This is a genomic window from Saccharopolyspora sp. SCSIO 74807 (assembly GCF_037023755.1).
Lineage (GTDB): Bacteria > Actinomycetota > Actinomycetes > Mycobacteriales > Pseudonocardiaceae > Saccharopolyspora_C > Saccharopolyspora_C galaxeae.
The window spans coordinates 6,191,938-6,212,282 of the sequence record NZ_CP146100.1 but is presented as its reverse complement, the minus strand read 5'-3'; the positions used below and the strand labels follow the sequence as shown (position 1 = coordinate 6,212,282).

Sequence of the window (20,345 nt, the reverse complement as noted above, 5' to 3'; positions counted from 1 at the left end):
GATCCGTTCGGAGTGGAAGAGCCCTTCGCCGCACCAGCTTGGTCGAAGGGGCCCTACGGCCCCGGAAGAACAGGTGACCACTGTGGACAGTGTGGGGGATCGCACGGTTCGCGGGGCTAACGTTGCGCGCTCGTTGCGCGAGGATGAAGCGGGACGTGCTCGCGCAACGAGGAGAGGGGTTCGACGTGGCTGCCGACCGACTTGGGAGTCGGGAACCGGAGGACCGTGAACCCCTGGCGGGCGCGCCACCCGCCACCCCCTCGATCGTCGACCGCGCGGCGCAGCGGCGCGCGTGGCTGATGTGGGGCGCGGCGGTGCTGACCTACCTCGCCGCCGTGTTCCACCGCGGCACGCTCGGCGTCGCGGGGCCGCTGGCGATCGACCGGTTCCAGGTCGGCCCGGCCGCGTTGAGCTCGTTCACCGTGCTGCAGGTCGGCATCTACGCGGCGATGCAGATCCCCACGGGCCTCTTGGTGGACCGGTTCGGTTCGCGGCGCGTGCTCACCGCAGCCGTGCTGCTGCTCGGCTGCGGGCAGCTGCTGTTCGCCTTCGCCACCTCCTACCCGCTGGGTCTGCTCGCGCGTGCCGTGCTCGGCATCGGTGACGCGCTGACCTGGGTGAGCATCCTGCGGCTGGTGGCGACCAGGTTCTCCGCGCGGCAGTACGCCCTGGTCGCGACGATCTCCGCGGCGATGGGCGCGCTCGGCGGGGTGGCCGCCACCTTCCCGCTCGCCGGAGTCCTCGCCGCACTCGGCTGGACCGGGACGTTCCTGCTGGTCGGCGCGATCACCGCGGCCTACGCGACGATCACCGCCGGAGTGCTGCGCGACTCGCCGGGCTCGGCCGCCGGTGCCGGTGACGCCCGCACGATCCTGCGCAAGGTCCGTTCGTCCTGGGCGATTCCCGGCACGAGGCTGGCGTTCTGGACGCACTTCGGCACGATGTTCGTGCCGAACGTGATGAGCCTGCTGTGGGGCTACCCGTATCTGGTCGAAGGCGTCGGCGTGCCGCCCGCGCAAGCCAGCCTGGTGCTGAGCATCCTGATCGCCGGGCAGATCGCGGGCGGCCCGCCGGTCGGCGCGCTGATCGGCCGGTTCCCCGGCGCGCGGGTGCCGATCGTGTTCGGCTACCTGCTGTGCAACGGGCTGACCTGGCTGGTGCTGCTGAGCTCGGCGCGGCCGCCGCTGCTGGTGGTGTCGCTGAGCTTCCTGATGTTCGCCTTCGGCGGCCCGGTCTCCAACGTCGCGTTCGCGCTGGTGCGCGACTACAACCCGATCGACCAGGTCGGCACCGCGACCGGCATCGCCAACGTCGGCGGCCATTCGGCCACCGCGCTCGGGGTGCTGCTGGTCGGTGTGCTGCTCGACGCCGTCGGCGAGTACCGGATCGCGCTGCTGGCGCTGGTCATGTTGCTGCTGCTGGCCGTTTTCCGGGTGACCGTGTGGTGGCGTCGCACGCGCGCGGCGGTGCTGGCCGCGCAGGACCGCGGTGTCGTGACACCGGTGCTGATCCGGCGCCGCCGCTGGGACCTGCCGGAGCACGTGCCTGCCTGAAATCGCAAGTACTACTTTGGGTTCCTGACGGCGCAAGATCGGCGCGGCGCGGACGCCCAGGAGTACGCCGCCGACTACCAGGACAACCTGGAATCGGCGAAGAAAACCATGCGGGAATCGCCCTCCTGACGGTCCGGACCGGACTCGATCGCGAGAAGGTGCGAACGAGCCACGACATGACCGACCGGCAACGAAGCGACCGGCGCAGCCGTCCGATCGCCTGCGCCGCGTCCGCGGGCGTGGTCCTGGTGCTCTGCCTCGCTGCCTGCACTCGTCGCCTACCGGTTCTTCAGCTGCTGAACCGGTTCTCACATGCGGGACGCGGCATCCGCGATCTGCGTTCGCAGCCAGCGGTGGGCGGAGTCGTTCGTGTTCCGGGAATGCCAGTACATGGCCTCGATGATCGGCCGGAGCGGCGCGGGCGGGGGCAACAACCGCAGGCCCATCCGGTTGGCGATCGGCCGTGCCAGCCGCTCGTGCACGATGCTGACCAGTCGGGTGCCTTTAAGCAGGAACGGGTTGATCACCCAGCTCTGCGTGAAGATCTCGACGTTGCGCTGCACGCCCAGTTCGTCCAATTGGACTTCGATCAAGGAGCGCAGCGGACCACCGCCGAAAGCGACGGAGGGCAGGCGCGCGAATTCCTCCGGTGAAACCGACCGGCCGATGTCGGGGTTGTCGCGGTCGGCCGCGAGCACGAAACCGTCTTCGAACAGAACCTCGTGCGGAAAGGGGAAGTTCGGGCCGGTGAACGCGGTCGGGGCGATCAGGAGGTCCACTTGGCCGCGTCTTAGTTGATCGAGGTAGTCGTCCGGTATCGGCAGCAGATTGAGGTGAATCCGCGGCGTGTGCGCGGCGAATTCGGCCAATAATGACTTGAGCAGCACGAATATGGCGTAGTCGCTGGCGATGACGCGGAAGGTGCGGTGGTCGGTGGTGGGGTCGAACGGTTCGCTGACGGCCATGGTCGCCTCGGCTGCCGCGATCGCCTCGCGTGCCGGGGCGACCAGTGACTCGGCCAAGGGCGTCAGCACCAGACGGTTTCGCTCCTTCACCAGAAGGACGTCGCCGAAATGCTTGCGCAGCCGGGCGAGCGATGCGCTCATCGCGGCTTGACCGACCATGTTGCGTTCCGCCGCGCGCGTCACGTGCCGTTCGGTGAGAAGTGCGTCCAATGCAAGAAGCAGGTTCAAGTCGACGTTGTGCAGCACCACTCGGAAGACCTCCATCGATGGCGGCCATGCCGCTGATCGACACCAACTGTTTCCCACGCTGCCTGGACCGCTCTAACGTTTCAGGCGAAAGCGACGAAAGATATGAAACCGAGATTCGCGGGCATCTGCGGTGTTCGCCGGGCCCGCTGTCCCGGAAGAAGCGGAGGTAAAGCGTGCGAAAGCGATCCAGCGGCGCGTCGTTGATCAGAGCAGTCGGAGGAACCGCGGCCGTCGCAGCACTGGCGGTCGGGATGGTGGGCAGCGCCAACGCCTCAGAGGTGCGGCCGTTCGCCGAGCAAGCCAGGGCGGCGGGTGTCAGCGAACGGCAAGCCGCCGCGTTGCAGGCCGACATCGATCGCAGGTTGGCAGGAATTCCGCGTGCGACGCAGACCGGTTTCAACCAGATCAGCTTCCCGGAGGGGGTGACCCGGACGTTCGACGTTCCCGGAGCGCCGAAGGCAGCCGGCGCGCCGAACTGCGGAGGCGGCAGCTTCTGCATGTACGCGGATGCCGACTACGAGCCGCCGTCCGGGCACGGTGGGACCATCTCGTTCTGGAAGTGCGGCGACTACGACCTGAACAACTCCGACTACGACTTCCTGGACAAAGCGACCAGCTTGCACAACAACCAGACCGCGGGCACGTATGCGTGGGCCGGCAGCAGGAACGGCGGTGGCTGGGACCACGTTTACTACGGCCCGGCGCCGTACTCGACTCCGCACCTGGGCGGGGGCTCGGACACGGCCGATCACGTTTGGCTCTGCGAGGCATAGCGGTTCGGGGGACCGGCAGGCTGGGGGGGGGGGGGGGCTGTCGCGTCCAGCGTTGGTCGCTCGGTCGTGCGCCGCAGTCGTCCGCGCTGTATCGAAATCAACCGCAAGATCGGCGATAGCCCGCTGAACTGCGCTCAGTTCAGCGGGCTTTTCGATGGTGCGCTGACACCGTCCACATAGGAACTCGCCGCGTCGGCGCCGGGAACTCGCGGGCGAGATAGCGCGTCAGCCGCGCGGTTCGGTGATTTCGCGCAGCTGCGCCCAGCCTGGTTCGGCCGCGGTCCAGTCGCCGGGGCCGGTGAGCACGGCAACCGCGGCCGTCTTCAACCGGCACGGTCGGCCGGTGAGCACCGAGACGACGTCTTCCAAGCCCGGGTTGTGGCCGATGAGGGCTGCGGTGCCGACGGAGCCGGGGAGTTCGTTGAGCACCGCGATCAGCTCACCGGCGGTCGCCTCGTAAATCCGGTCGTCGTGCACGGTTTCGACCGCGCCCGCTTCCGCGTCGACCAGTTCCGCCCCGGCCAGCTCCCACGTTCGCCGGGCACGCAACGCGGGTGAGCACAGCGCGCGGTCGATGCCGAAGCCCTGCCCGGCCAGCCAGCGCCCGGCCGCCGCCGCGTCGCGTTCGCCGCGCGGCTCCAGAGGACGGTCGAAGTCGTCATCCCCAGCCGCGGCCTTCGCATGTCGGCACACCAACAACGTGCGATACATCGCCCTCGCCTTCCGCAGTCGCAAGCCTGGGCGGAAGGGTAGTAGTGGACCGGACGGGTTCACTGCGCACCGGCGTTTCCCCGCCGGTGCGACCGGAAAACCCACCGAAGAGGCCAACCCTGCCGAAGCGTCCAAAGGGGACCCGCGCGAGGAAACGGAGCAGCTGATGACCGGAAAGCTGGACGGGACCACTGCAGTCGTCACCGGCGCGTCGAGCGGGATCGGGGAGGCGACCGCCCGCGCGCTGGCCGCCGAAGGCGCCACGGTCGCGTTGTTCGCGCGCCGCCGCGACCGGCTGGAAGCGCTCGCCAAGGAGATCGGCGACGCGCACGCCTACGAGGTGGACGTCACCGATGCCGAAGCGGTGCGCTCCGCGATCGACCGCGCGGCCGACGAACTCGGCGGCATCGGCGTGCTGATCAACAACGCCGGCTACGGCAAGTGGGCGCCGGCGCGGGAAGCCGACCTGAGCGAATGGCGCAAGATGGTCGACATCAACGTCAACGGAGTGCTCTCCGCGACCCACGCCGCACTGCCGCACCTGACCGCCGCCGCGCGAGGATCCCGCGGCATCGCCGACGTCATCACCGTCAGCTCCGTGGCCGGGCGCAAGATGCCCGCACCGGACAGCAACGTCTACGCCGCCAGCAAGCACGCGGTCGGCGCCTTCTCCGAGGGCCTGCGCCAGGAACTCGCCGAGCACCACGTCCGAGTCGGCCTGGTCGAACCGGGCCTCGTCGAAACCGAGCTGACCACCAGCGAGGACGACACCGCGCCGAACGCCAGGACCGCCTCCGAACTCGGCGTGATCCAGTCCGAAGACATCGCCGACGCGATCGCCTACATGGCCACCCGCCCGCGGCGCACCGCGATCAACGAAATCCTGGTGCGCCCGACGGAACAGGTCAGGTAAGCCGCGGCAAGGTACTGCTGCAGATCATTTTGCGCGGCCGGTAGCGGAACCTCAGCGGCGCCCTCGATCGATTTCTTACGTAGCTCGCTACGCGGCGAAACCGCTGTCCTCGTGAGGACGCCGCTGAGAACCCGCGGCGGTGCCGGTTGCTTGGATGACCGCTGATCAGCGACTCCGCCGCTGACAGGACAAGGCCCAGAAGCCGCTGTGGGCGCGGTTGGCTCAGCCGAGCCGCACCGGCAGCTGCTGGTAGCCGTTGGAGATGAACGACTCGGTCGGCGGCAGCTCGCCCGCGGACACCGCCAGCTCCAGCTTCGGGAACCGCTCGAACAACGCGGGCAGCGCGATGTGCGCCTCCAGCCGCGCCAGCGCCGCGCCGAGGCAGAAGTGCGGGCCGTGCCCGAACGCCAAGTGGTCCCGTGCGCCGCGGCGCGCGTCGAACTCGTCGGGTTCGGCGTAGCGCCCGGGGTCGCGGTTGCCTGCGGCGTAGGACGCCAGGATCGCGTCGCCCTCGGCGATCACCGTGCCGTCCGGCAGCGGGATGTCGGTGGTGGCGAAGCGCAGCGGCACGTTCGCCAGCGCGGGCTCCCAGCGCAGCGTTTCCTCGACGACGTCGTCCCAGGACACTTCGCCGTTGCGGAGCATCGCGAGCTGCTCGGGGTGGGTGGTCAGCGCGACCACCGCCTGGCCCAGCAGGTTCACCGTCGTCTCGTGCCCGGCGCCGATCATCAGGATCAGCGTGTCGGCCAATTCCCGTTCGCTGAGCCGGTTCTGCTGCTCGTCGCGCGCCGCCAGCAGCCCGCTGGTGAGGTCGTCGGCCGGGTGGTGGCGCTTGTGCTCGATCAGGTCGGCGAGGAACTGCGCCATCTCCTGCGCGGTGGCCGCGGTCTCCTCCGGAGTGGCGGAGGTGCGGAACACCTCGTCGACGATGTGCCGCAGGCCCGCGCGCATCTGCTCGGGAACGCCGAACAGTTCGGTGATCACCGCGATCGGCAGCGGATAGGTGAACGCCGCGCGCAAGTCCACTTCGGACTCCCCGGCCAGCGCGTCCAGCAGCTCGCCGGTGATCTCGGTGATGCGCGGACGCAGCGCCTCGACCCGGCGCGGCGTGAACGCGCGCGAGACCAGCCCGCGCAGCCGCGCGTGATCCGGGCCGTAGGCGGTGAACATGTTGTCCACGCCGACCCACGAGATCAGCGGCCAGTCGCCGGGGATCTCGCCGCGGATCCAGGCGGGCCAGTGCTGTCGCGGATCCTTCGACACCCGCTCGTCCGCCAGCAGCCCGCGCAGCCTGCCGTGCTCGGTGACCACCCACGCCGGGACCTCGCCCGGCAAGGTCACCTGCGCGGCCGAGCCGTGCTCGCGCAGCCGGTGCGCTTCGCCGTGCACGTCGGCGCCGGACGGGTCGAGCGGGGTCAGCGGGCATCCTGATGCGGACATGCGGGTCCTCCTTGGGCGGGTTCGGCGAGCGTTGCCACGGCGGGGAAGCGCACCGGCAGGGCGGTCAGCGCCCGGTGGAACGGACCCGGACGCCACCGCAGCGGTTGCTGATCATCCAACTCGACCTCGGGAACGTAGTCCAGCAGCGTCTCCAACGCCACGGTCGCGATCAACCGCGCGGGCCTGCTCGCCGGGCAGCTGTGCGCGCCCGCGCTGAACGCCAGGTGCGCGCGGTTGCCCGCGGGAACCTGCCCGGTCGGGTGCAGCGCCGGGTCGGTGTTGATCGCCGCCATCGAGATCACCACCGGCTGGTCCGCGGGCAGCAACACCCGGCCCAGGTGCACCGGGTGCCGCGGGTAGGTGATCGCGTAGTTCGCCAGCGGCGTGTAGCGCCACAGCACGTCGTCGAGCGCTTCGTCGAGCGCGACGCTGCCGGTGGCCACCGCGTCGGCCACCCGGTGCTCGGTCAGCAGCAGGTACAGCGCGTTGGCGATCCAGTTGCCCAGCGGCTCCGCACCGGCGCCCATCATGATGATCAGCTGGTGCAGCAGCTCCTCGTCGTCGAGGCCGTGCGGGTGCTCGATCAGCCGGGTGGCGATGTCGTCGCCCGGGTTGGCGCGCTTGTACTCGACCAGGTCGGTGACGCTGGCCTCCAGGTACTGGTTGGCCAGCTGCGGGTCGGTGCCGTCCCAGAGCGCGGCGATCGCGGCGACCATCGCCTGCGAGATCTCCGCCGGGCAGCCGAACATCTGCTGCAGCACCAGCATCGGCAGCTGCGCGGCGAACTCGCCGAGCAGGTCGGCGTGCCCGCGGCCGGTGAACCCGCGGATCAGCCCGGCCGCGCTGCTGCGCACGTACCGCCGCAGCTGCGCGGGCTTGACCAGGTCGAGGCTGTTGGCCACCGGCGGGCGCAGCCGCGCGTGCCGCTCCCCGTCGGCGAACAAGGTGTTCGGCCGCCACGACATCATCGGCAGCACCGGCGCGTCCGCAGGCGCGGTGGCTTGCCAGCGGCGCGAGTCCTTCACGAACACGTGCGGACTGCGCAGCACCTGCAGCGCCGTGTCGTAGTCCACCACCAGCATCGCGGGCACGTCCGGGGCGAGTTCCACCGGCACGATCGGGCCGCGCGAGCGCAGCTGCGAATAGACCCGGTCCGGGTTCCCGGTGAAGTCCTCGCCGTACAGCGGGATGCGCTCGGTGTCGAGATGAGTGGTCAAGCCGAGACTCCGTGCTCCTTCGTCGTGCCCGCGCCGGCGAGCACGTTTTCCACCAGCGTGATCAGCATTCGGTTGCAGGACGGCTCGTCGCGCGCGTCGCAGATGCCCAGCGGTGTGCCCGGCGGCGGGTCCATCGCCTCGCGCAGCTCCTCGGCCGGGTAGCGCGGCGCGGTGTCGAAGGCGTTCACCGCGATCGCGTACGGCACCTCCAGCTGCTCCACCCGGTCCATCACGTCGAACGAGGCGTCCGGCCGCCGGGTGTCCACCAGCACCATCGCGCCCAGCGCGCCGCGCGCCAAAGTCCGCCAAAGGTAGTTGAACCGCTGCTGCCCCGGCGTGCCGAACAGGTACAGCACCAGCTGCTCGTTGAGCGTGCGCCGCCCGAAGTCCAGCGCCACCGTCGTGGTCGTCTTCGCCGGAGTGCCGCGCAGGTCGTCCACGCCCTCGCTGGCCGCGGTCAGCGATTCCTCGGTGTGCAGCGGCTGGATCTCCGACATGGTGTCGACGAACGTGGTCTTGCCGACCCCGGCGGGGCCGACGATCAGGATCTTCGCCGAGCGGCGCACGGTCGGGGCGAGGTAGGCCGACTCATGCGGAGGTGTCCAGGTTGCGAAGTCCATCCAGCACCTCCTTCAACAGGTCCGGGCTGGGCGTGGCCGACGGCCGGGAAGCCGCGGCGGGCGCCAGGTAGCCGTCATCGATCAGATCCCCGACCACCACGAGCGAGACGCTCAGCGGCAGCCGGGTGTGCGCGGCGATCTCCGCCACCGCCAGCGCCCCGCCCTGGCAGACCTGCACGATCCGGCGGCGGTCCGGTTCGAGTTCGGGCACGGTGCCGCGCGATACGGCCCGCACCAGCGTCGCGGGTTCCACCGGGTTGTCCGCGCGCGCCCGCCCGCGGGTGAGCACGTACGAGCGCACCAGCTCGGATTCGCGTCTGTGCGGGCCTGGGCTCACGGCCGGTTCCCGGCGGCGGTGCGCGCAGCCGTGCCCATCTCCTGCCCGAGCCGCTGAGCGGTCGCCTGCATCTCGGTGGCCACCACGCCGAGGTCGGCGTCCGCTTCGGTGACCAGCACCAGGTACGACTCCTCGCCGAACGGCTGCAGCAGCTGGAAGCCGCGGGCGTGCTGCACCATCACCTGCTCGAAACCACCGGTCGGGTAGCCCAGCGGTTCCATCCCGTGCCGGGCGCAGGACTGCAGCGGGGCGCTCACGGCCGCCCACCGCTCCGCGTCGGCGCGGTCCAGAGCGGCGTTCTTGACCAGCAGCATCCCGTCCCCGGACACCGCGATGGCCGCGCGGATCCCGGCGTGCTCGACCAGGTCGTCGAGCACCCAGGTGCGGTCCGGCAGCGCTCGGCGAGCGGTCTCGCTCATGCGTTCGCGTCCTTTCCTGATGAGGTGGCGGTCGGATCCCCCGCTGCGCGGTCGCCGACCGCGCCGTCCGGTCCGGGGATGTCCGGTGCCGCCACGTCAGACGGCCCCACGTCCTGATCCGTCGTCGGGCGGCTCGCGCGTTGCAGGCCGCGCAGCGTCTTCGCGACGTCCTGGGTGCGCAGTCCAGCCGTGTCGCCGACGGACTCCGCGGTGTCGCCTGCTGCTGGGTCCTCGGACAGGTCGCCGGAGCGGGTCACCGTGCGGCGCGGCCGCTTCGGCAGCCCGGAGGCGGTGGTGTCCGGTTCCGGTTCGCTGCGGCGGTGCCGCGGCGCGGGTTCGGCCTCCGCGGTCTGCGCCGCGGCCGGTGCCCCCTCGGTGGTCGCCGGTTCCAGAGTGGTCAGCAGGTTGTGCGGCACCAGCAGCACCGCGCGCAGCCCGCCCCGGCTGGACGCGGCGTCGAGGCGCACGTGGAAGCCGTAGCTGGCCGCCAGCACGCCGCAGCCGGCCAGCCCGGTGCGCGGCGGGTTGCCCAGCTCGGTCAGCTCCACTTCGGACTCGCCGTGCGCCAGCAGCGCGTTGGCCTGGCCCAGCGCGTCCGGCGGCATCCCCACGCCGCCGTCGTGGATCTCGATCGACACCCCGTGGTACTCGGCGGTGATCAGCACGTCGACCGGCGCGGTCGGCGGGGACGAGCGAGTCGCGTTGTCCAGCAGCTCGGCCAGGCCGGCGCTGATCGGCTCGACCACCCGGCCCAGCACCGCCGTCGTGGTGTCCCGAGTGGACAACCGGACCCGGTCGTAGTCGTGGATGCGGGACTGCGCCGCGCCGACCAGCCGCGCCAGCAGCTGCGAGGAACGCTGCTGGCCGGGGGTGGAGCCGCACAGCACGGTCACCATCTGCGCGCGGCGCTGCGCCTGCGCGAGCAGGTGGTCGATCGGCAGCAGGTCTTCCAGCACCTCCGGGCCGTGCGAGCGCTGCATCTGCTGGAGCTGTTCGGCCGCGTTGTTCGTCAGCGCCAGGATGCGCCGCATCGTGCCGCCGAGCGCTTCCTGCGCGCCCTGCACCACCTCGCGCCGGTAGTCCAGGTCGGCACGGACCGGCGGGGCCGGTTCCGGCGGTGGTTCGGGGCGGGCTTCCAGCACCGGTGGCGGCGGTTGCTCCAGCACCGGCGGCTGCCACCGTTCGCGGTTCTGCCGCGCCAACCGCGTTCCCAGCACCGCCACCGCGGCGCCGAGCAGCACCACCAGGACGAGCAGCCCGCCGACCATCCAGCCTGTCGTTTGTCCCATCGATTCCTCATACCTCCGCACGCAGTGCGCGGATTCGTCGGCCGTCCGCGGGGCACCCGAGGCCGCCGCCCGCAGCGTCGCCGCCCCGCAGCGCTGCCGCCCCGCAGTGCTGCCGTGCCCGCAGGTCACCGTAGCGAAGGTTGATCACCCGGCATTCCCGCCGTCCGGTTTCGCGTGAATGGAGCAGATTTTGTGACGACCGCTACTCGGTGATCACTCGAAAAGACCTTGCGCGGCGGTGCGTCGGGATGTGGGTGTGCGCCAGACGTGGCACCGGTTTCCCGCGGGGGCGGGCGCGGGCCGGCATTGTTGATCTCCTTACGATATAGCGGTGCTTCATCTTTCGTTCATCTTCGGGAAATCCCGCATTTCCCAGAACGTTCCGGGTGTTCCGGACATCAGCGAGTGGTGGTACCGGGACCTGGCTGGGTCGGGCGCGGCGAGTCCGGCGTTCCTGCAGGGCTTCGGCGCGTTCGCCACCGACGCGATCATCGTCGCGTTCCTGCTGATCTTCGGCGTGCTGATCTGGCGCTCCCGCCCGGGAACGGCCGCGGAGTCGGCGCGGGCGGTGCTCGCGGTCCCGCTGGTGCTGCTGGCCTACCTGATCAGCGAAGTGCTCAAGACGTTCATCCAGGAGGACCGCCCGTGCCGCGCGTTCCCCCGGATCAGCACCATCGAGCAGTGCCCCGAGGTGGGGGACTGGTCGTTCCCGAGCAACCACGCCACGCTCGCCGGTGCATCCGCGGTGGCGTTGATCTGCGTGCGCCGGGCGTGGTTGTGGCTCGGCGTCGTGCTGGCGCTGGCGACCGCGTTGTCGCGGGTCTACGTGGGGGTGCACTACCCGCACGACGTGCTGGTCGGGTTGCTGCTGGGTGCGGCGGTCGCGGCGCTGCTGCCGCGGCTGGCGCGGATGCTCGAACCGGTCGTGGACGGTGCCCGCGGGCTCACGGCCGGAGCGCTGTTGTTCGGCCCGGGCCCGGATTCGGGGTGGAAGCACTTGCCCGCCACGGACGGCACCACCCGCGATCTGCCGGTGCTCGACGCGCAGGCGGGCGATATGCCGACGACGCGGCTGCCCGCGCCGATGTCCGCGGAGGCGCCCACCGCGCGGATCCCACGCGCCCGCCGCTGAGCCCTACGTCAGCTCCCGTTCCGTTTCCGAGCGAACGGACTGTTCGTCCAATCTAGCCGGACGAACAGTCCGTTCACTCAGATCGATCTCTCACTGCCGGGCTCCGACGCCGGTGCGCAGCTCGTGCAGCCGTCCGCCCGGCACGTTCGGGCGCAGCGGTGGGGTGTCCGCGCCCGCGGACGTGCGGACTCCGCGCAGGAACGCCTGCACGGCCTCCGGCGCGGAACGCTCCGGCTGCCAGTCCAAAAGGGACTCCGCGCGGCCGGTGTCCATGATCGGCAGCCGCAGGAACGTGTCGAACAGCTCCGGCGACGCGGGCACCAGGTGCAGGTCCCAAGCCGCCCGCAGCGCACCGCGCACCGGCCCGCGCGGCACCGGAACCGTGCGCGCGCCCAGGAGGTTCGCGAGCGCCTGCGCATCCAGCACCGGATGCGCGGCCACGTTGAACGCGCCCTGCGCCGACGACCGCAGCACCGCCTGCCGGTAGGCCGCGCCGAGGTCGTCGCTGTGCACCGCCTGGAACCGCAGCCCCGGCAACGCGGGCACGATCGGCACCAGCGACGGGCGCACCGCCCGGTTCGGCACGAACGGCCCGAGGAACAGCCGCCGCTGTTGCGCCGCGGACTGCTCCTTGAAGGAGAACGCGGTGCGCATCCGCACCACCCGGGTCGCCGAGTGCGCCCGCTCGAACTCGTCCAGGCAGCGCTCCAGGTAAGCCTTCTCCCGCGAGTAGGCCGCGCCCGGCCAGCCGTCGGTCGGCCAGCTCTCGTCCACCGCCCGCTCCGGCGGGCCCGGTGAGTAGGCCGCCACCGATGAGGCGAACACCAGCACGGGCACCTGTTCGGCCGCGACCGCCCGCAACACCCGCAGTCCGCCGAGCACGTTGTTGCGCCAGGTCGTGATCGGGTCGTGCGTCGGCTGGAAGATCCAGGCCAGCTGCACCACGGCGTCCGCGCCCGAGAGGACCTCGGTCAGGTCATCGTTGCTGATGTCCACGTGCGACCAGCGCACTTTCGGCCCGAACGAACTCCGCGGGCGGCGCCTGGAGGCGGCCACGACCTCTTCCACACCCGGCTCGCTGGCCAGAGCTTGCACGGTGCTGGTTCCGATGTTGCCGGTACCGCCCAGCACCACCACGCGGATTCCGCCGCTCATCGCAGACCTCCTAGGACGATGCTTTGCGCAGCGCGGGCAGCAGCTCGCGTTCGGCGAACTCGAAAAACCCGTCCTGGTGGTCGTCGCCGCCGATCTGCACCAGCGCCACGTCGGTGAACCCGGCCTGCCAGAACGCCGACACGGAATCCACGATCGGCTGCACGTCCGGGCCGCACGGGATCGTGGCCGCCACGTCCTCCGGCCGCACGTACTGCGTCGCCCCGGCGAAGGCGGCCGGGCCGGGAAGTTCCGCGTTGACCTTCCAGCCCCCGGCGAACCAGCGGAACTGCTCGTGCGCGCGGCGCACCGCGGCGTCCCGGTCGGTGCCCCAGGAAACCGGCAGCTGCCCGATCTTGCGGTCACCGCCGCCTGCCGAGTCCCAGCCCCGGCACAGTTCGGCCTGCGGCTCGGTGGAGATCATCGCTTCGGCGGCGGGCGCGAACCGCCGCACCGACTGCGGCCCGGACACTCCGACGCCGATCGGCACCGGACGCTGCGGAACGTCCCAGAGCTTCGCCGAATCCACGCGGTAGTGCCGCCCGGTGTAGTTGACGTACTCGCCGCCGGAGAGCGCCCGGATGATCTCGACGGCTTCGGAGAGCATTTCGTGCCGCACGTTCACCGGCGGCCAGCCCTGTCCGATCACGTGCTCGTTGAGGTTCTCCCCGGCGCCGAGCCCGAGGGTGAACCGCTCCTCGGACAGCAGCCCGATCGTCGCGGCCTTCTGCGCCACCACGGCCGGGTGGTAACGCATGATCGGCGCCGTCACGTAGGTCATCAGCTCGATCCGCTCGGTGGCCTGCGCGACCGCGCCCAGCACGCTCCACGCGTAAGGGGAGTGCGCCTGGGTGTCCAGCCACGGCGAGAAGTGGTCGCTCATCACCGCGAAATCGAACCCCGCGCGTTCGGCCAGCGGGGCGTGCCGGACCAGCGCGCGCGGCCCGGACTGCTCGGTCATCAACGTGTAGCCGAAGCGGACCATGAGTCACTCCGTCTCGACCATGATCGTGCCGCCGGTCGTGCGCTGGAACTGCTCGTAGCCTTGCGGTGCCTGCGCGGGCGGGTGCAGATCGGATCCGCAGATCGCGCTCGAGGTGACCCGCACGAGCGCATCGGTACCGGCCTCGCGGCGCGGATCGGGCACCTGCTCGACGCGCACCTCGCGCGGTCCTTGCCAGGTCAGTGCCTGCACGGGCAGCACCTCCGTAGTCGGCTCGTCCCGGCGGCTACCCGCACCGGTCGGCGCCGACACAGGCTGTGCAGCGGCCGCCACCACGGCTAGGCTCGGATCATGGTCGGATCTCTGCTGGGCAACGAGGTCAACAGGGTCGAGGACCCGGATTTGCTGCGCGGGCGCGCCACCTACGTGGACAACCTGCCGCTGGAAGGCGTGCTGCACGTGGGTTTCGTGCGCTCACCCCTGGCGCACGCGCTGATCTCCGAAATCGACACGAGCGCTGCGGCCGCCGCACCGGGCGTGGTCGCCGTCTACACCGCGAAGGATCTGGACCTGCCGCCGGTGCAGGCGTTCATCCCGGTCGGCGACTTCACCCGCGAGCCGCTGGCCACCGATCGCGTCCGGTTCGCCGGTGAACCGGTGGTGGCCGTGGTCGCCGAGGACACCGCAGCGCTCGCCGACGCGCTCGAACTCGTCGACGTCGACTACGACCCGCTGGACGTGGCGGTGGACCCGGTGGGCGCACTGGCCCCGGACGCTCCGGCGCAGTTCCCCGAGCACGGCTCGAACATCGCCAGCGGCTATCGGGACGCCGCCGGAGCCGACGTGCTGGCGGGCGCCGACGTGGTGGTGCGCGCCCGCATCGAGAACCAGCGGCTGGCCGTGGTTCCCATGGAGGGCAACGCCTTCGCCGCGATCGCGGGCGGACCGGACGACGACCACGAGGTCACCGTCTACGCCTCCACGCAGATGCCGCACGGGTTGCGCAGCGGCCTGGCCGGTTCGTTCGGCTGGGATCAGCAGCGGGTGCGGGTGATCGCCCCGCACGTGGGCGGCGCGTTCGGCGGCAAGGCGGGCGCGGCCGCGGAATACCTGGTGGTGATCGCCGCCGCCCGCGAGCTCGGGCGGCCCGCGAAGTGGGTGGAGTCGCGCTCGGAGAACATGCAGTCGATGCCGCACGGCCGGGCGCAGGTGCAGTTCGCCGAGCTGGGCCTGAGCCGCGAAGGCGACATCGTCGGCCTGCGCGCGCGGGTGGTCGGCGACGCCGGTGCCTACGCCGGTTTCGGCGGTTCGCTCGCGCTCGGCCCGACCCGGCTGATGTCCCAGGGCGTCTACCGCCTCCCGGCGTTGAGCTACGACGGCGTGATGGTCCTGACCAACACGACCCCGGTCGGCGCGTTCCGCGGCGCTGGCAGGCCGGAGGCCGCGGCGATGCTGGAGCGGCTGATCGACATGGGCGCCGCCGAGCTCGGCATCGACCCGGCCGAGCTGCGCCGCCGCAACTTCCTGCGCCCGGAGCAGTTCCCGCACACCACGCTGACCGGCGCCGGCTACGACAGCGGCGACTACGACCTGGCGCTGACCGAGGCGCTGCGGATCGCCGGTTACGAACAGCTGCGCGCCGAGCAGGCCCGGCGCCGCGCAGCGGACGATCCGAAGCTGCTGGGCATCGGCCTGAGCAGTTACGTCGAGATCACCGGCGGCGGTTCCGGCGAGTTCGCCGAAGTGGACGTGCACGAGGGCGGCGCCACCATCAAGGTCGGCACTTCTGCGCACGGGCAGGGCCACGCCACCGCGTTCTCCATGCTGGTCTCCGACCTGCTGGGCATCCCGATGGAGTCGGTGGAGTTCGTGCAGTCCGACACCGCCACCGTCCCGCGCGGCGGCGGCACCGGCGGCTCGCGCTCGCTGCAGGTCGGCGGCAGCGCGGTGCGCGAAGCCGGGGAAGTGGTGCTGCGCAAGGCACGCGAACTCGCCGCGGCCAGGCTCGAGGCGTCCCCGGACGACATCCGGGTCACCGACGGCGGGCTCGGCGTCGCCGGGGCTCCCGGTGCGACGGTGAGCTGGGCGGAGCTGGTGCGGGTCGCCGGGGACGGCGAACTTTCCGGCACCACCGACTTCAAGCCGGGTGGCGCCACGTTCCCGTTCGGCGCGCACGTCTCGGTGGTGGAGATCGACAGCGAAACGGGTTTCGTGACGCCGCTGCGGCACATCGCCGTCGACGACTGCGGCCGGATCGTGAACCCGAAGCTGGTGCGCGGTCAGCAGCAGGGCGGTGCGGTGCAGGGCATCGCGCAGGCGCTGTGGGAGCAGATGTCCTACGACGAGGACGGCAACCCGGCGACGGCGACGCTGGCCGACTACGCGATGCCTTCGGCGGCGGACGTGCCCGCGCTGGAGGTCGTCAACACCGAGACCGATACTCCGCACAATCCCTTGGGCGCCAAGGGAATCGGCGAGTCCGCCACGGTCGGGTCGACGCCCGCGGTGCAGAACGCGGTCGTCGACGCGCTCAGCCACCTCGGGGTTCGCCACGTCGACATGCCCGCGACTCCGCAGCGGGTGTGGCAGACGATCCGGGATGCGCGCGCGGGCACGCTGGCCTCGCCGTGGCAGGAGCCGCCCGCCGCGTTCGCGACGTTGCCCGTGCGGGGCGATGAGGTGCAGGAAGACGCCGATGAGGCGGTCGTGTAACGGCCCGAACGGCTTGTGGCATACCTCACCCGCGGCGAGCGAGATCGGGTGAAATACCGGCCCGGGGCGCAGCGATGCAGAGGGCGGGAGATGAAGAGCAGAACCGGTGGCGGGCGCAGCGTCTAAGCACCCAAGATCAGCTAATGCGGCGTTTTCTCCCATGACCGATCAAAATCGCGTTAGCCGCAGGAGAGATCTCCATGAACCACATCGTCGTGGCCCTGTCGATTGAAGCCGCCGGACTGTTCGCCATTGCCGGAGCGATCACCACGTGGACCCGCTCCGTGCTGCGAACCAGCCGCTGAGAGCCCGCTTTCTTAGAACCCGTCGGCAGCGAGCGGGTTCCAAGACGGCGCTGAAACCCGAAACGGCCCCGTCGCCCGGAATGCCCGGGCGACGGGGCCGTTTTCGCCGCGCGGGCTCAGCCGGCCTTGGTGGCCAGCTGCTGCGCCTCCGCGTGGTCGACGGCGGCAGGCGGCGAACCCGGCAGGCGCTTGCCCGCGGATTCCTTGGCGAAGTAGACCGCCACCGCGCCGATCACGCCCGCGCCCATCAGGTAGTAGGCGGGGGTGTTCAAGTCGCCCGTCACCGCGATCAGGCTGGCGATTACGGTCGCGCTCGTGCCGCCGAACAGCGACACCGAGATGTTGAACGCGATCGAGAGCCCGCCGTAGCGGATGTCGGTCGGGAACAGCGCGGGCAGCGTCGACGGCGAGGTGGAGTTGAAGCACAGCAGCATCAACCCCATCAGCGCCAGCCCGCAGAAGGTGGCCACGGTCCCGCCGGTCTTCAGCAGCATGACCGCCGGGATGGACAGCACCACCAGCAGCACGCAGCCGGTGTACATCACCGGCTTGCGGCCGATCCTGTCGCTGAGCTTGCCGACGAACGTGATCAGCACCATGGACAGGACCAGCACGATGATCTGCAAGACCTGGGAGACCGTGCTGTCCGTGCCCGCGTGGCCGTACTCCGGCAGCGTCTGCGTCAGGTAGGTCGGCATGTAACTGGTGAGCACGTAGTTGGTCACGTTGAACACCAGCACGATCCCGCCGCACACCAGCATCGCGGGCCAGTGGTTGACGAAGATCTTGCGGAACTCGGCCAGGGTCTGGTTGCCCTCGCGGGACTCGGACTCCGCGGCGATCTTGGCGAACGCCGGGGTCTCCTCCAGCTTCATCCGCAGGTACAGCCCGATCGCGCCGATCGGGCCCGCGATCAGGAACGGGATGCGCCAGCCCCAGCTCAGCAGCGCGTCCTCGCTGAGCAGCACCTCCAGCAGCGTCGCGAACGTCGCGCCCATCGCGTAGCCGGTCAGGGTGCCGAATTCGAGGAAGCTGCACAGGAAGCCGCGGCGTTTGTCCGGCGCGTACTCGGCGATGAACGCCATCGCGCCGCCGTACTCACCGCCGGTGGAGAAGCCCTGCAGCAGCCTGGCGAGCAGCAGCAGCATCGGCGCCGCGACGCCGATCGTGCTGTAGTCCGGCAGGATGCCGATGATGAACGTGCTGATCGCCATCATGATCACGGTCAGCGACAGCACCTTCTGGCGGCCGATCCGGTCGCCGAGCGGGCCGAAGAACAGCCCGCCGAACGGGCGCACCAGGAACGCCGCCGCGAAGGTCCCGAGCGTGGCGATCGTGCTCATCGTCGGGGAGAGGCCGGCGAAGAAAACGCTCTCGATCTTGACCGCGAGGTAGGAGTACACGCCGAAGTCGAACCACTCCGTGACGTTGCCGATCGCGGCGGCCCCCACGGCGCGCCGGATCACTCCCGGCTCGGTGACCGTGACGTCGTTTACCGAATATTCGCCCGATTCAACATCGGCCGAGTCTGCGTTTGCCAAGGCAAACATCCTTCGCTGTTCCGAGACCGTCCAACCCGGACGGCCGGTGTGCCGCCTTCTTCGCGGCACCTCGCCTGTCAGTTGTCGCGGTGCACCCTAGTGCGCGGACCACCGTCACCGAAAACGTTGTCATGAATAAGGTATTTGTTCGGTGTGCCGGGAACGCGCATTTCGCTGCATTTCCGCGCGCCCTTCGTGCGGGTGCGTGCGGAACGGCGGAGTCCGGATCTTTGCCGCAGGCGGAAATCGGGTATAGCACCGGGGTGGCTGATTCGCGAGCCGATCGATTGGCGAAATACCGGGGCAAGCGCGACTTCACACGCACGGACGAGCCGGCCGGGGCGGAAGGTGCGGCTGCGGCCGGAAATCGGTTCGTGGTGCAGCGCCACCGCGCGCGACGCCGGCACTACGACCTCCGGCTCGAGGCGGACGGCGTGCTGGCGAGCTGGGCCGTGCCGAAGGGCCCGACGCTGGACCCCGCGGCGAAGCGGCTTGCCGTGCACGTCGAGGACCACCCGCTGGAGTACGCCGATTTCGAAGGCGTGATCCCGTCCGGCGAGTACGGCGGCGGAGACGTCGTCGTGTGGGACCGCGGGCATTGGTGGACCTCCGACGGCGCCGACCCCGCCGGTGCCATCGAGGCCGGCGAGGTGCACCTGGAGCTGCGCGGCCGGAAGCTCGCCGGGCACTTCGTGCTGGTGCGCCGCGGCAGCGGGGATCCGGCGAACTGGCTGCTGATCCACAAGGACGACGAGCACGCCGAACCCGGCTGGGACGCCGAAGAGCACCCCCGCTCGGTCAAGAGCGGCCGCACCAGCGAACAGGTCGCCGCCGACCCGCAAGCCGTCTGGCGCAGCGACCTGCCCGCCGCCCGAGCCGAGCAGCCTCCCGCGGCGCACACCTGGCGCCCGCCCGACGACGCCGAACTCGCCGAACTGGACCGGTTGCGGCGCAAGGGAACTTGGCACTTCGCCGGACGCGAGCTGGCGCTGACCAACCTGAACAAGGTGCTGATCCCGGCAGGCGCGCACGAACCGGCGGTCGAAAAGCGCGACCTGATCCGCTATTGCGCCCGGATCGCGCCGGTGATGCTGCCGTACCTGGCCGGCCGCCCGCTCAACGCGCACCGGTTCCCGGAAGGCATCGGCGAACCCGGCTTCTGGCACAAGCAAGCGCCCGAGCACACCCCGGAATGGTTCCGGACCTGGGACTACGAGCACGCCGACGCCGACGAGGCCCGCACCTACCTGGTACCGGAGGAACCGGCGGCGCTGGCGTGGCTGGCCAACTACGGAGCCCTCGAACTGCACCCGTGGACCTCGCGCACCCAGGACGCGCAACGCCCCACTTGGGCGCTGTTCGACATCGATCCCGGCGACCGGACATCCTTCGAGGACGTGCTGGTGCTGGCCCGGCTGCACCGCACCGCGCTGGAACACCTCGGCGTGCAGGCCCGGCCGAAGGTCACCGGGCAGCGCGGCATCCAGATCTGGGTGCCGATCGAACCCCGCTACACCTACGACGACACCCGCCGCTGGGCGCGGGCGGTGTCCGAGGCGATCGGCAGCACCGTTCCGGACCTGGTCAGCTGGGCTTGGCAGAAGGGCGAACGCCGCGGCAAGGCCCGGCTGGACTACACCCAGAACGTGCTGAACAAGACGCTGGTCGCGCCCTACAGCCCGCGCCCGCGGCCCGGCGCGCCGGTCTCGGTGCCGATCGAGTGGGACGAACTCGACGACCCGCAGCTGGCGCCGGACCGCTGGAGCGTGCGCACCGTGTTCGACCGGCTGGCCGAGGTCGGCGACCCGTTCGCCGCGCTGCTCGGCGTCCGCCAGCGACTGCCCGACCCGTGATCACGTCGTGCGGCTTCGGCTCGCGCATCGGCGCGATCGGTCGCCGAAGCTCGCCGCCGATCGCGGACTCCCCGGTCGGCAATGCCCGCTCATGCGAGCAGCGGACCGTGTCGCTTCCCACGTCCATTTCCTGGAAATCGTGTCCCGATGGGTGGTCAGCCCGAGTTAGGCTGCGCAGGTTCGAACGCGGGCAGGTTCGAACGAGGGCAGGTCCACGAGGA

General features: G+C 70.7%; 18 protein-coding genes. 6 read left to right on the top strand and 12 right to left on the bottom strand.

Translation table 11 applies throughout. From position 1 onward, the window contains the following. The first annotated feature begins 299 nt into the window (after positions 1–299). Entirely contained in the window at positions 300–1,553 is a 1,254-nt protein-coding gene (locus V1457_RS28420; protein WP_200073044.1) for an MFS transporter, read from the top strand. 308 nt (positions 1,554–1,861) lie between these two features. On the opposite strand, the gene V1457_RS28415 is transcribed toward V1457_RS28420, so the two are convergent. After that, positions 1,862–2,767 carry a LysR family transcriptional regulator gene (locus V1457_RS28415; RefSeq protein ID WP_200072986.1) on the bottom strand — a complete coding sequence of 302 codons (906 nt, stop codon included), beginning with the start codon at positions 2,765–2,767 and terminating at the stop codon, positions 1,862–1,864. Between the two features lie 200 nt (positions 2,768–2,967). Here V1457_RS28415 and V1457_RS28410 point away from each other — a divergent pair, with 200 nt between their 5' ends. Further along, entirely contained in the window at positions 2,968–3,540 is a 573-nt protein-coding gene (locus tag V1457_RS28410) for a hypothetical protein (RefSeq protein ID WP_295143525.1), read from the top strand. A gap of 225 nt (positions 3,541–3,765) precedes the next feature. Here V1457_RS28410 and V1457_RS28405 read toward each other — a convergent pair whose 3' ends face one another. Next, positions 3,766–4,251, bottom strand: coding sequence for a histidine phosphatase family protein (locus tag V1457_RS28405; protein ID WP_200072984.1), 486 nt, complete (start codon positions 4,249–4,251; stop codon positions 3,766–3,768). A gap of 166 nt (positions 4,252–4,417) precedes the next feature. Between V1457_RS28405 and V1457_RS28400 the strand changes: the two genes are divergently transcribed. Next, the gene (locus V1457_RS28400; RefSeq protein WP_200072983.1) at positions 4,418–5,164 is read left to right on the top strand and encodes an SDR family oxidoreductase; all 747 of its coding nucleotides are present in this window, start codon (positions 4,418–4,420) and stop codon (positions 5,162–5,164) included. A gap of 222 nt (positions 5,165–5,386) precedes the next feature. Here V1457_RS28400 and V1457_RS28395 read toward each other — a convergent pair whose 3' ends face one another. From V1457_RS28395 to V1457_RS28370, 6 genes are read right to left on the bottom strand one after another with little or no spacing between them, the layout of a single operon-like run. Further along, positions 5,387–6,604, bottom strand: a complete 1,218-nt coding sequence (locus V1457_RS28395; protein ID WP_338598119.1) for a cytochrome P450 — start codon at positions 6,602–6,604, stop codon at positions 5,387–5,389. Then, positions 6,580–7,821 (bottom strand): cytochrome P450, encoded by a 1,242-nt coding sequence (locus V1457_RS28390; protein WP_338598117.1) that lies wholly within the window; start codon positions 7,819–7,821, stop codon positions 6,580–6,582. Before V1457_RS28390 ends, V1457_RS28395 begins: the two co-directional genes overlap by 25 nt. Continuing rightward, the gene (locus V1457_RS28385; protein ID WP_338598115.1) at positions 7,818–8,441 is read right to left on the bottom strand and encodes an ATP/GTP-binding protein; all 624 of its coding nucleotides are present in this window, start codon (positions 8,439–8,441) and stop codon (positions 7,818–7,820) included. Before V1457_RS28385 ends, V1457_RS28390 begins: the two co-directional genes overlap by 4 nt. After that, positions 8,410–8,778 (bottom strand): DUF742 domain-containing protein, encoded by a 369-nt coding sequence (locus tag V1457_RS28380; protein WP_200072979.1) that lies wholly within the window; start codon positions 8,776–8,778, stop codon positions 8,410–8,412. Before V1457_RS28380 ends, V1457_RS28385 begins: the two co-directional genes overlap by 32 nt. Then, the gene (locus tag V1457_RS28375) at positions 8,775–9,197 is read right to left on the bottom strand and encodes a roadblock/LC7 domain-containing protein (RefSeq protein ID WP_338598112.1); all 423 of its coding nucleotides are present in this window, start codon (positions 9,195–9,197) and stop codon (positions 8,775–8,777) included. Before V1457_RS28375 ends, V1457_RS28380 begins: the two co-directional genes overlap by 4 nt. Next, positions 9,194–10,486, bottom strand: coding sequence for an ATP-binding protein (locus tag V1457_RS28370; protein WP_338598110.1), 1,293 nt, complete (start codon positions 10,484–10,486; stop codon positions 9,194–9,196). The genes V1457_RS28375 and V1457_RS28370 overlap by 4 nt, the downstream gene beginning before the upstream one ends. A 331-nt stretch (positions 10,487–10,817) precedes the next feature. On the opposite strand from V1457_RS28370, the gene V1457_RS28365 reads away from it, so the two are divergent. After that, on the top strand, positions 10,818–11,618 hold the full coding sequence (locus V1457_RS28365) for a phosphatase PAP2 family protein (protein WP_338598109.1): 801 nt from the start codon (positions 10,818–10,820) through the stop codon (positions 11,616–11,618). A gap of 90 nt (positions 11,619–11,708) precedes the next feature. Here V1457_RS28365 and V1457_RS28360 read toward each other — a convergent pair whose 3' ends face one another. Genes V1457_RS28360 through V1457_RS30720 form a run of 3 tightly spaced genes read right to left on the bottom strand, consistent with a single transcriptional unit; the run spans position 11,709 to position 13,965 of the window. Beyond that, positions 11,709–12,773 (bottom strand): NAD-dependent epimerase/dehydratase family protein, encoded by a 1,065-nt coding sequence (locus V1457_RS28360; RefSeq protein WP_338598107.1) that lies wholly within the window; start codon positions 12,771–12,773, stop codon positions 11,709–11,711. Positions 12,774–12,783: 10 nt separating this feature from the next. After that, positions 12,784–13,755 (bottom strand): LLM class F420-dependent oxidoreductase, encoded by a 972-nt coding sequence (locus V1457_RS28355; protein WP_338598106.1) that lies wholly within the window; start codon positions 13,753–13,755, stop codon positions 12,784–12,786. 3 nt (positions 13,756–13,758) lie between these two features. Continuing rightward, positions 13,759–13,965: a hypothetical protein gene (locus V1457_RS30720; protein WP_200072974.1), complete on the bottom strand. Its 207-nt coding sequence runs from the start codon at positions 13,963–13,965 to the stop codon at positions 13,759–13,761. Positions 13,966–14,064: 99 nt separating this feature from the next. Between V1457_RS30720 and V1457_RS28345 the strand changes: the two genes are divergently transcribed. Next, positions 14,065–16,425: a xanthine dehydrogenase family protein molybdopterin-binding subunit gene (locus V1457_RS28345; RefSeq protein ID WP_338598105.1), complete on the top strand. Its 2,361-nt coding sequence runs from the start codon at positions 14,065–14,067 to the stop codon at positions 16,423–16,425. A 421-nt stretch (positions 16,426–16,846) separates the two neighbouring features. Here the strand turns inward: V1457_RS28345 and V1457_RS28340 are convergent, their stop codons facing one another. Next, positions 16,847–18,271, bottom strand: coding sequence for an MFS transporter (locus V1457_RS28340; protein ID WP_295150919.1), 1,425 nt, complete (start codon positions 18,269–18,271; stop codon positions 16,847–16,849). A 263-nt stretch (positions 18,272–18,534) separates the two neighbouring features. On the opposite strand from V1457_RS28340, the gene ligD reads away from it, so the two are divergent. Continuing rightward, positions 18,535–20,124: a non-homologous end-joining DNA ligase gene (gene ligD / locus V1457_RS28335; protein ID WP_338598102.1), complete on the top strand. Its 1,590-nt coding sequence runs from the start codon at positions 18,535–18,537 to the stop codon at positions 20,122–20,124. The last annotated feature ends 221 nt before the right edge of the window (positions 20,125–20,345 follow it).

Excerpts from the sequence above, each read along its gene's own strand:
- V1457_RS28420 (WP_200073044.1), top strand. The coding sequence starts at position 300 with ATGTGGGGCGCGGCGGTGCTGACCTACCTCGCCGCCGTGTTCCACCGC.
- V1457_RS28405 (WP_200072984.1), bottom strand. The coding sequence starts at position 4,251 with ATGTATCGCACGTTGTTGGTGTGCCGACATGCGAAGGCCGCGGCTGGG.
- V1457_RS28400 (WP_200072983.1), top strand. The coding sequence starts at position 4,418 with ATGACCGGAAAGCTGGACGGGACCACTGCAGTCGTCACCGGCGCGTCG.
- V1457_RS28395 (WP_338598119.1), bottom strand. The coding sequence starts at position 6,604 with ATGTCCGCATCAGGATGCCCGCTGACCCCGCTCGACCCGTCCGGCGCC.
- V1457_RS28385 (WP_338598115.1), bottom strand. The coding sequence starts at position 8,441 with ATGGACTTCGCAACCTGGACACCTCCGCATGAGTCGGCCTACCTCGCC.
- V1457_RS28375 (WP_338598112.1), bottom strand. The coding sequence starts at position 9,197 with ATGAGCGAGACCGCTCGCCGAGCGCTGCCGGACCGCACCTGGGTGCTC.
- V1457_RS28370 (WP_338598110.1), bottom strand. The coding sequence starts at position 10,486 with ATGGGACAAACGACAGGCTGGATGGTCGGCGGGCTGCTCGTCCTGGTG.
- V1457_RS28360 (WP_338598107.1), bottom strand. The coding sequence starts at position 12,773 with ATGAGCGGCGGAATCCGCGTGGTGGTGCTGGGCGGTACCGGCAACATC.
- V1457_RS28355 (WP_338598106.1), bottom strand. The coding sequence starts at position 13,755 with ATGGTCCGCTTCGGCTACACGTTGATGACCGAGCAGTCCGGGCCGCGC.
- V1457_RS28345 (WP_338598105.1), top strand. The coding sequence starts at position 14,065 with ATGGTCGGATCTCTGCTGGGCAACGAGGTCAACAGGGTCGAGGACCCG.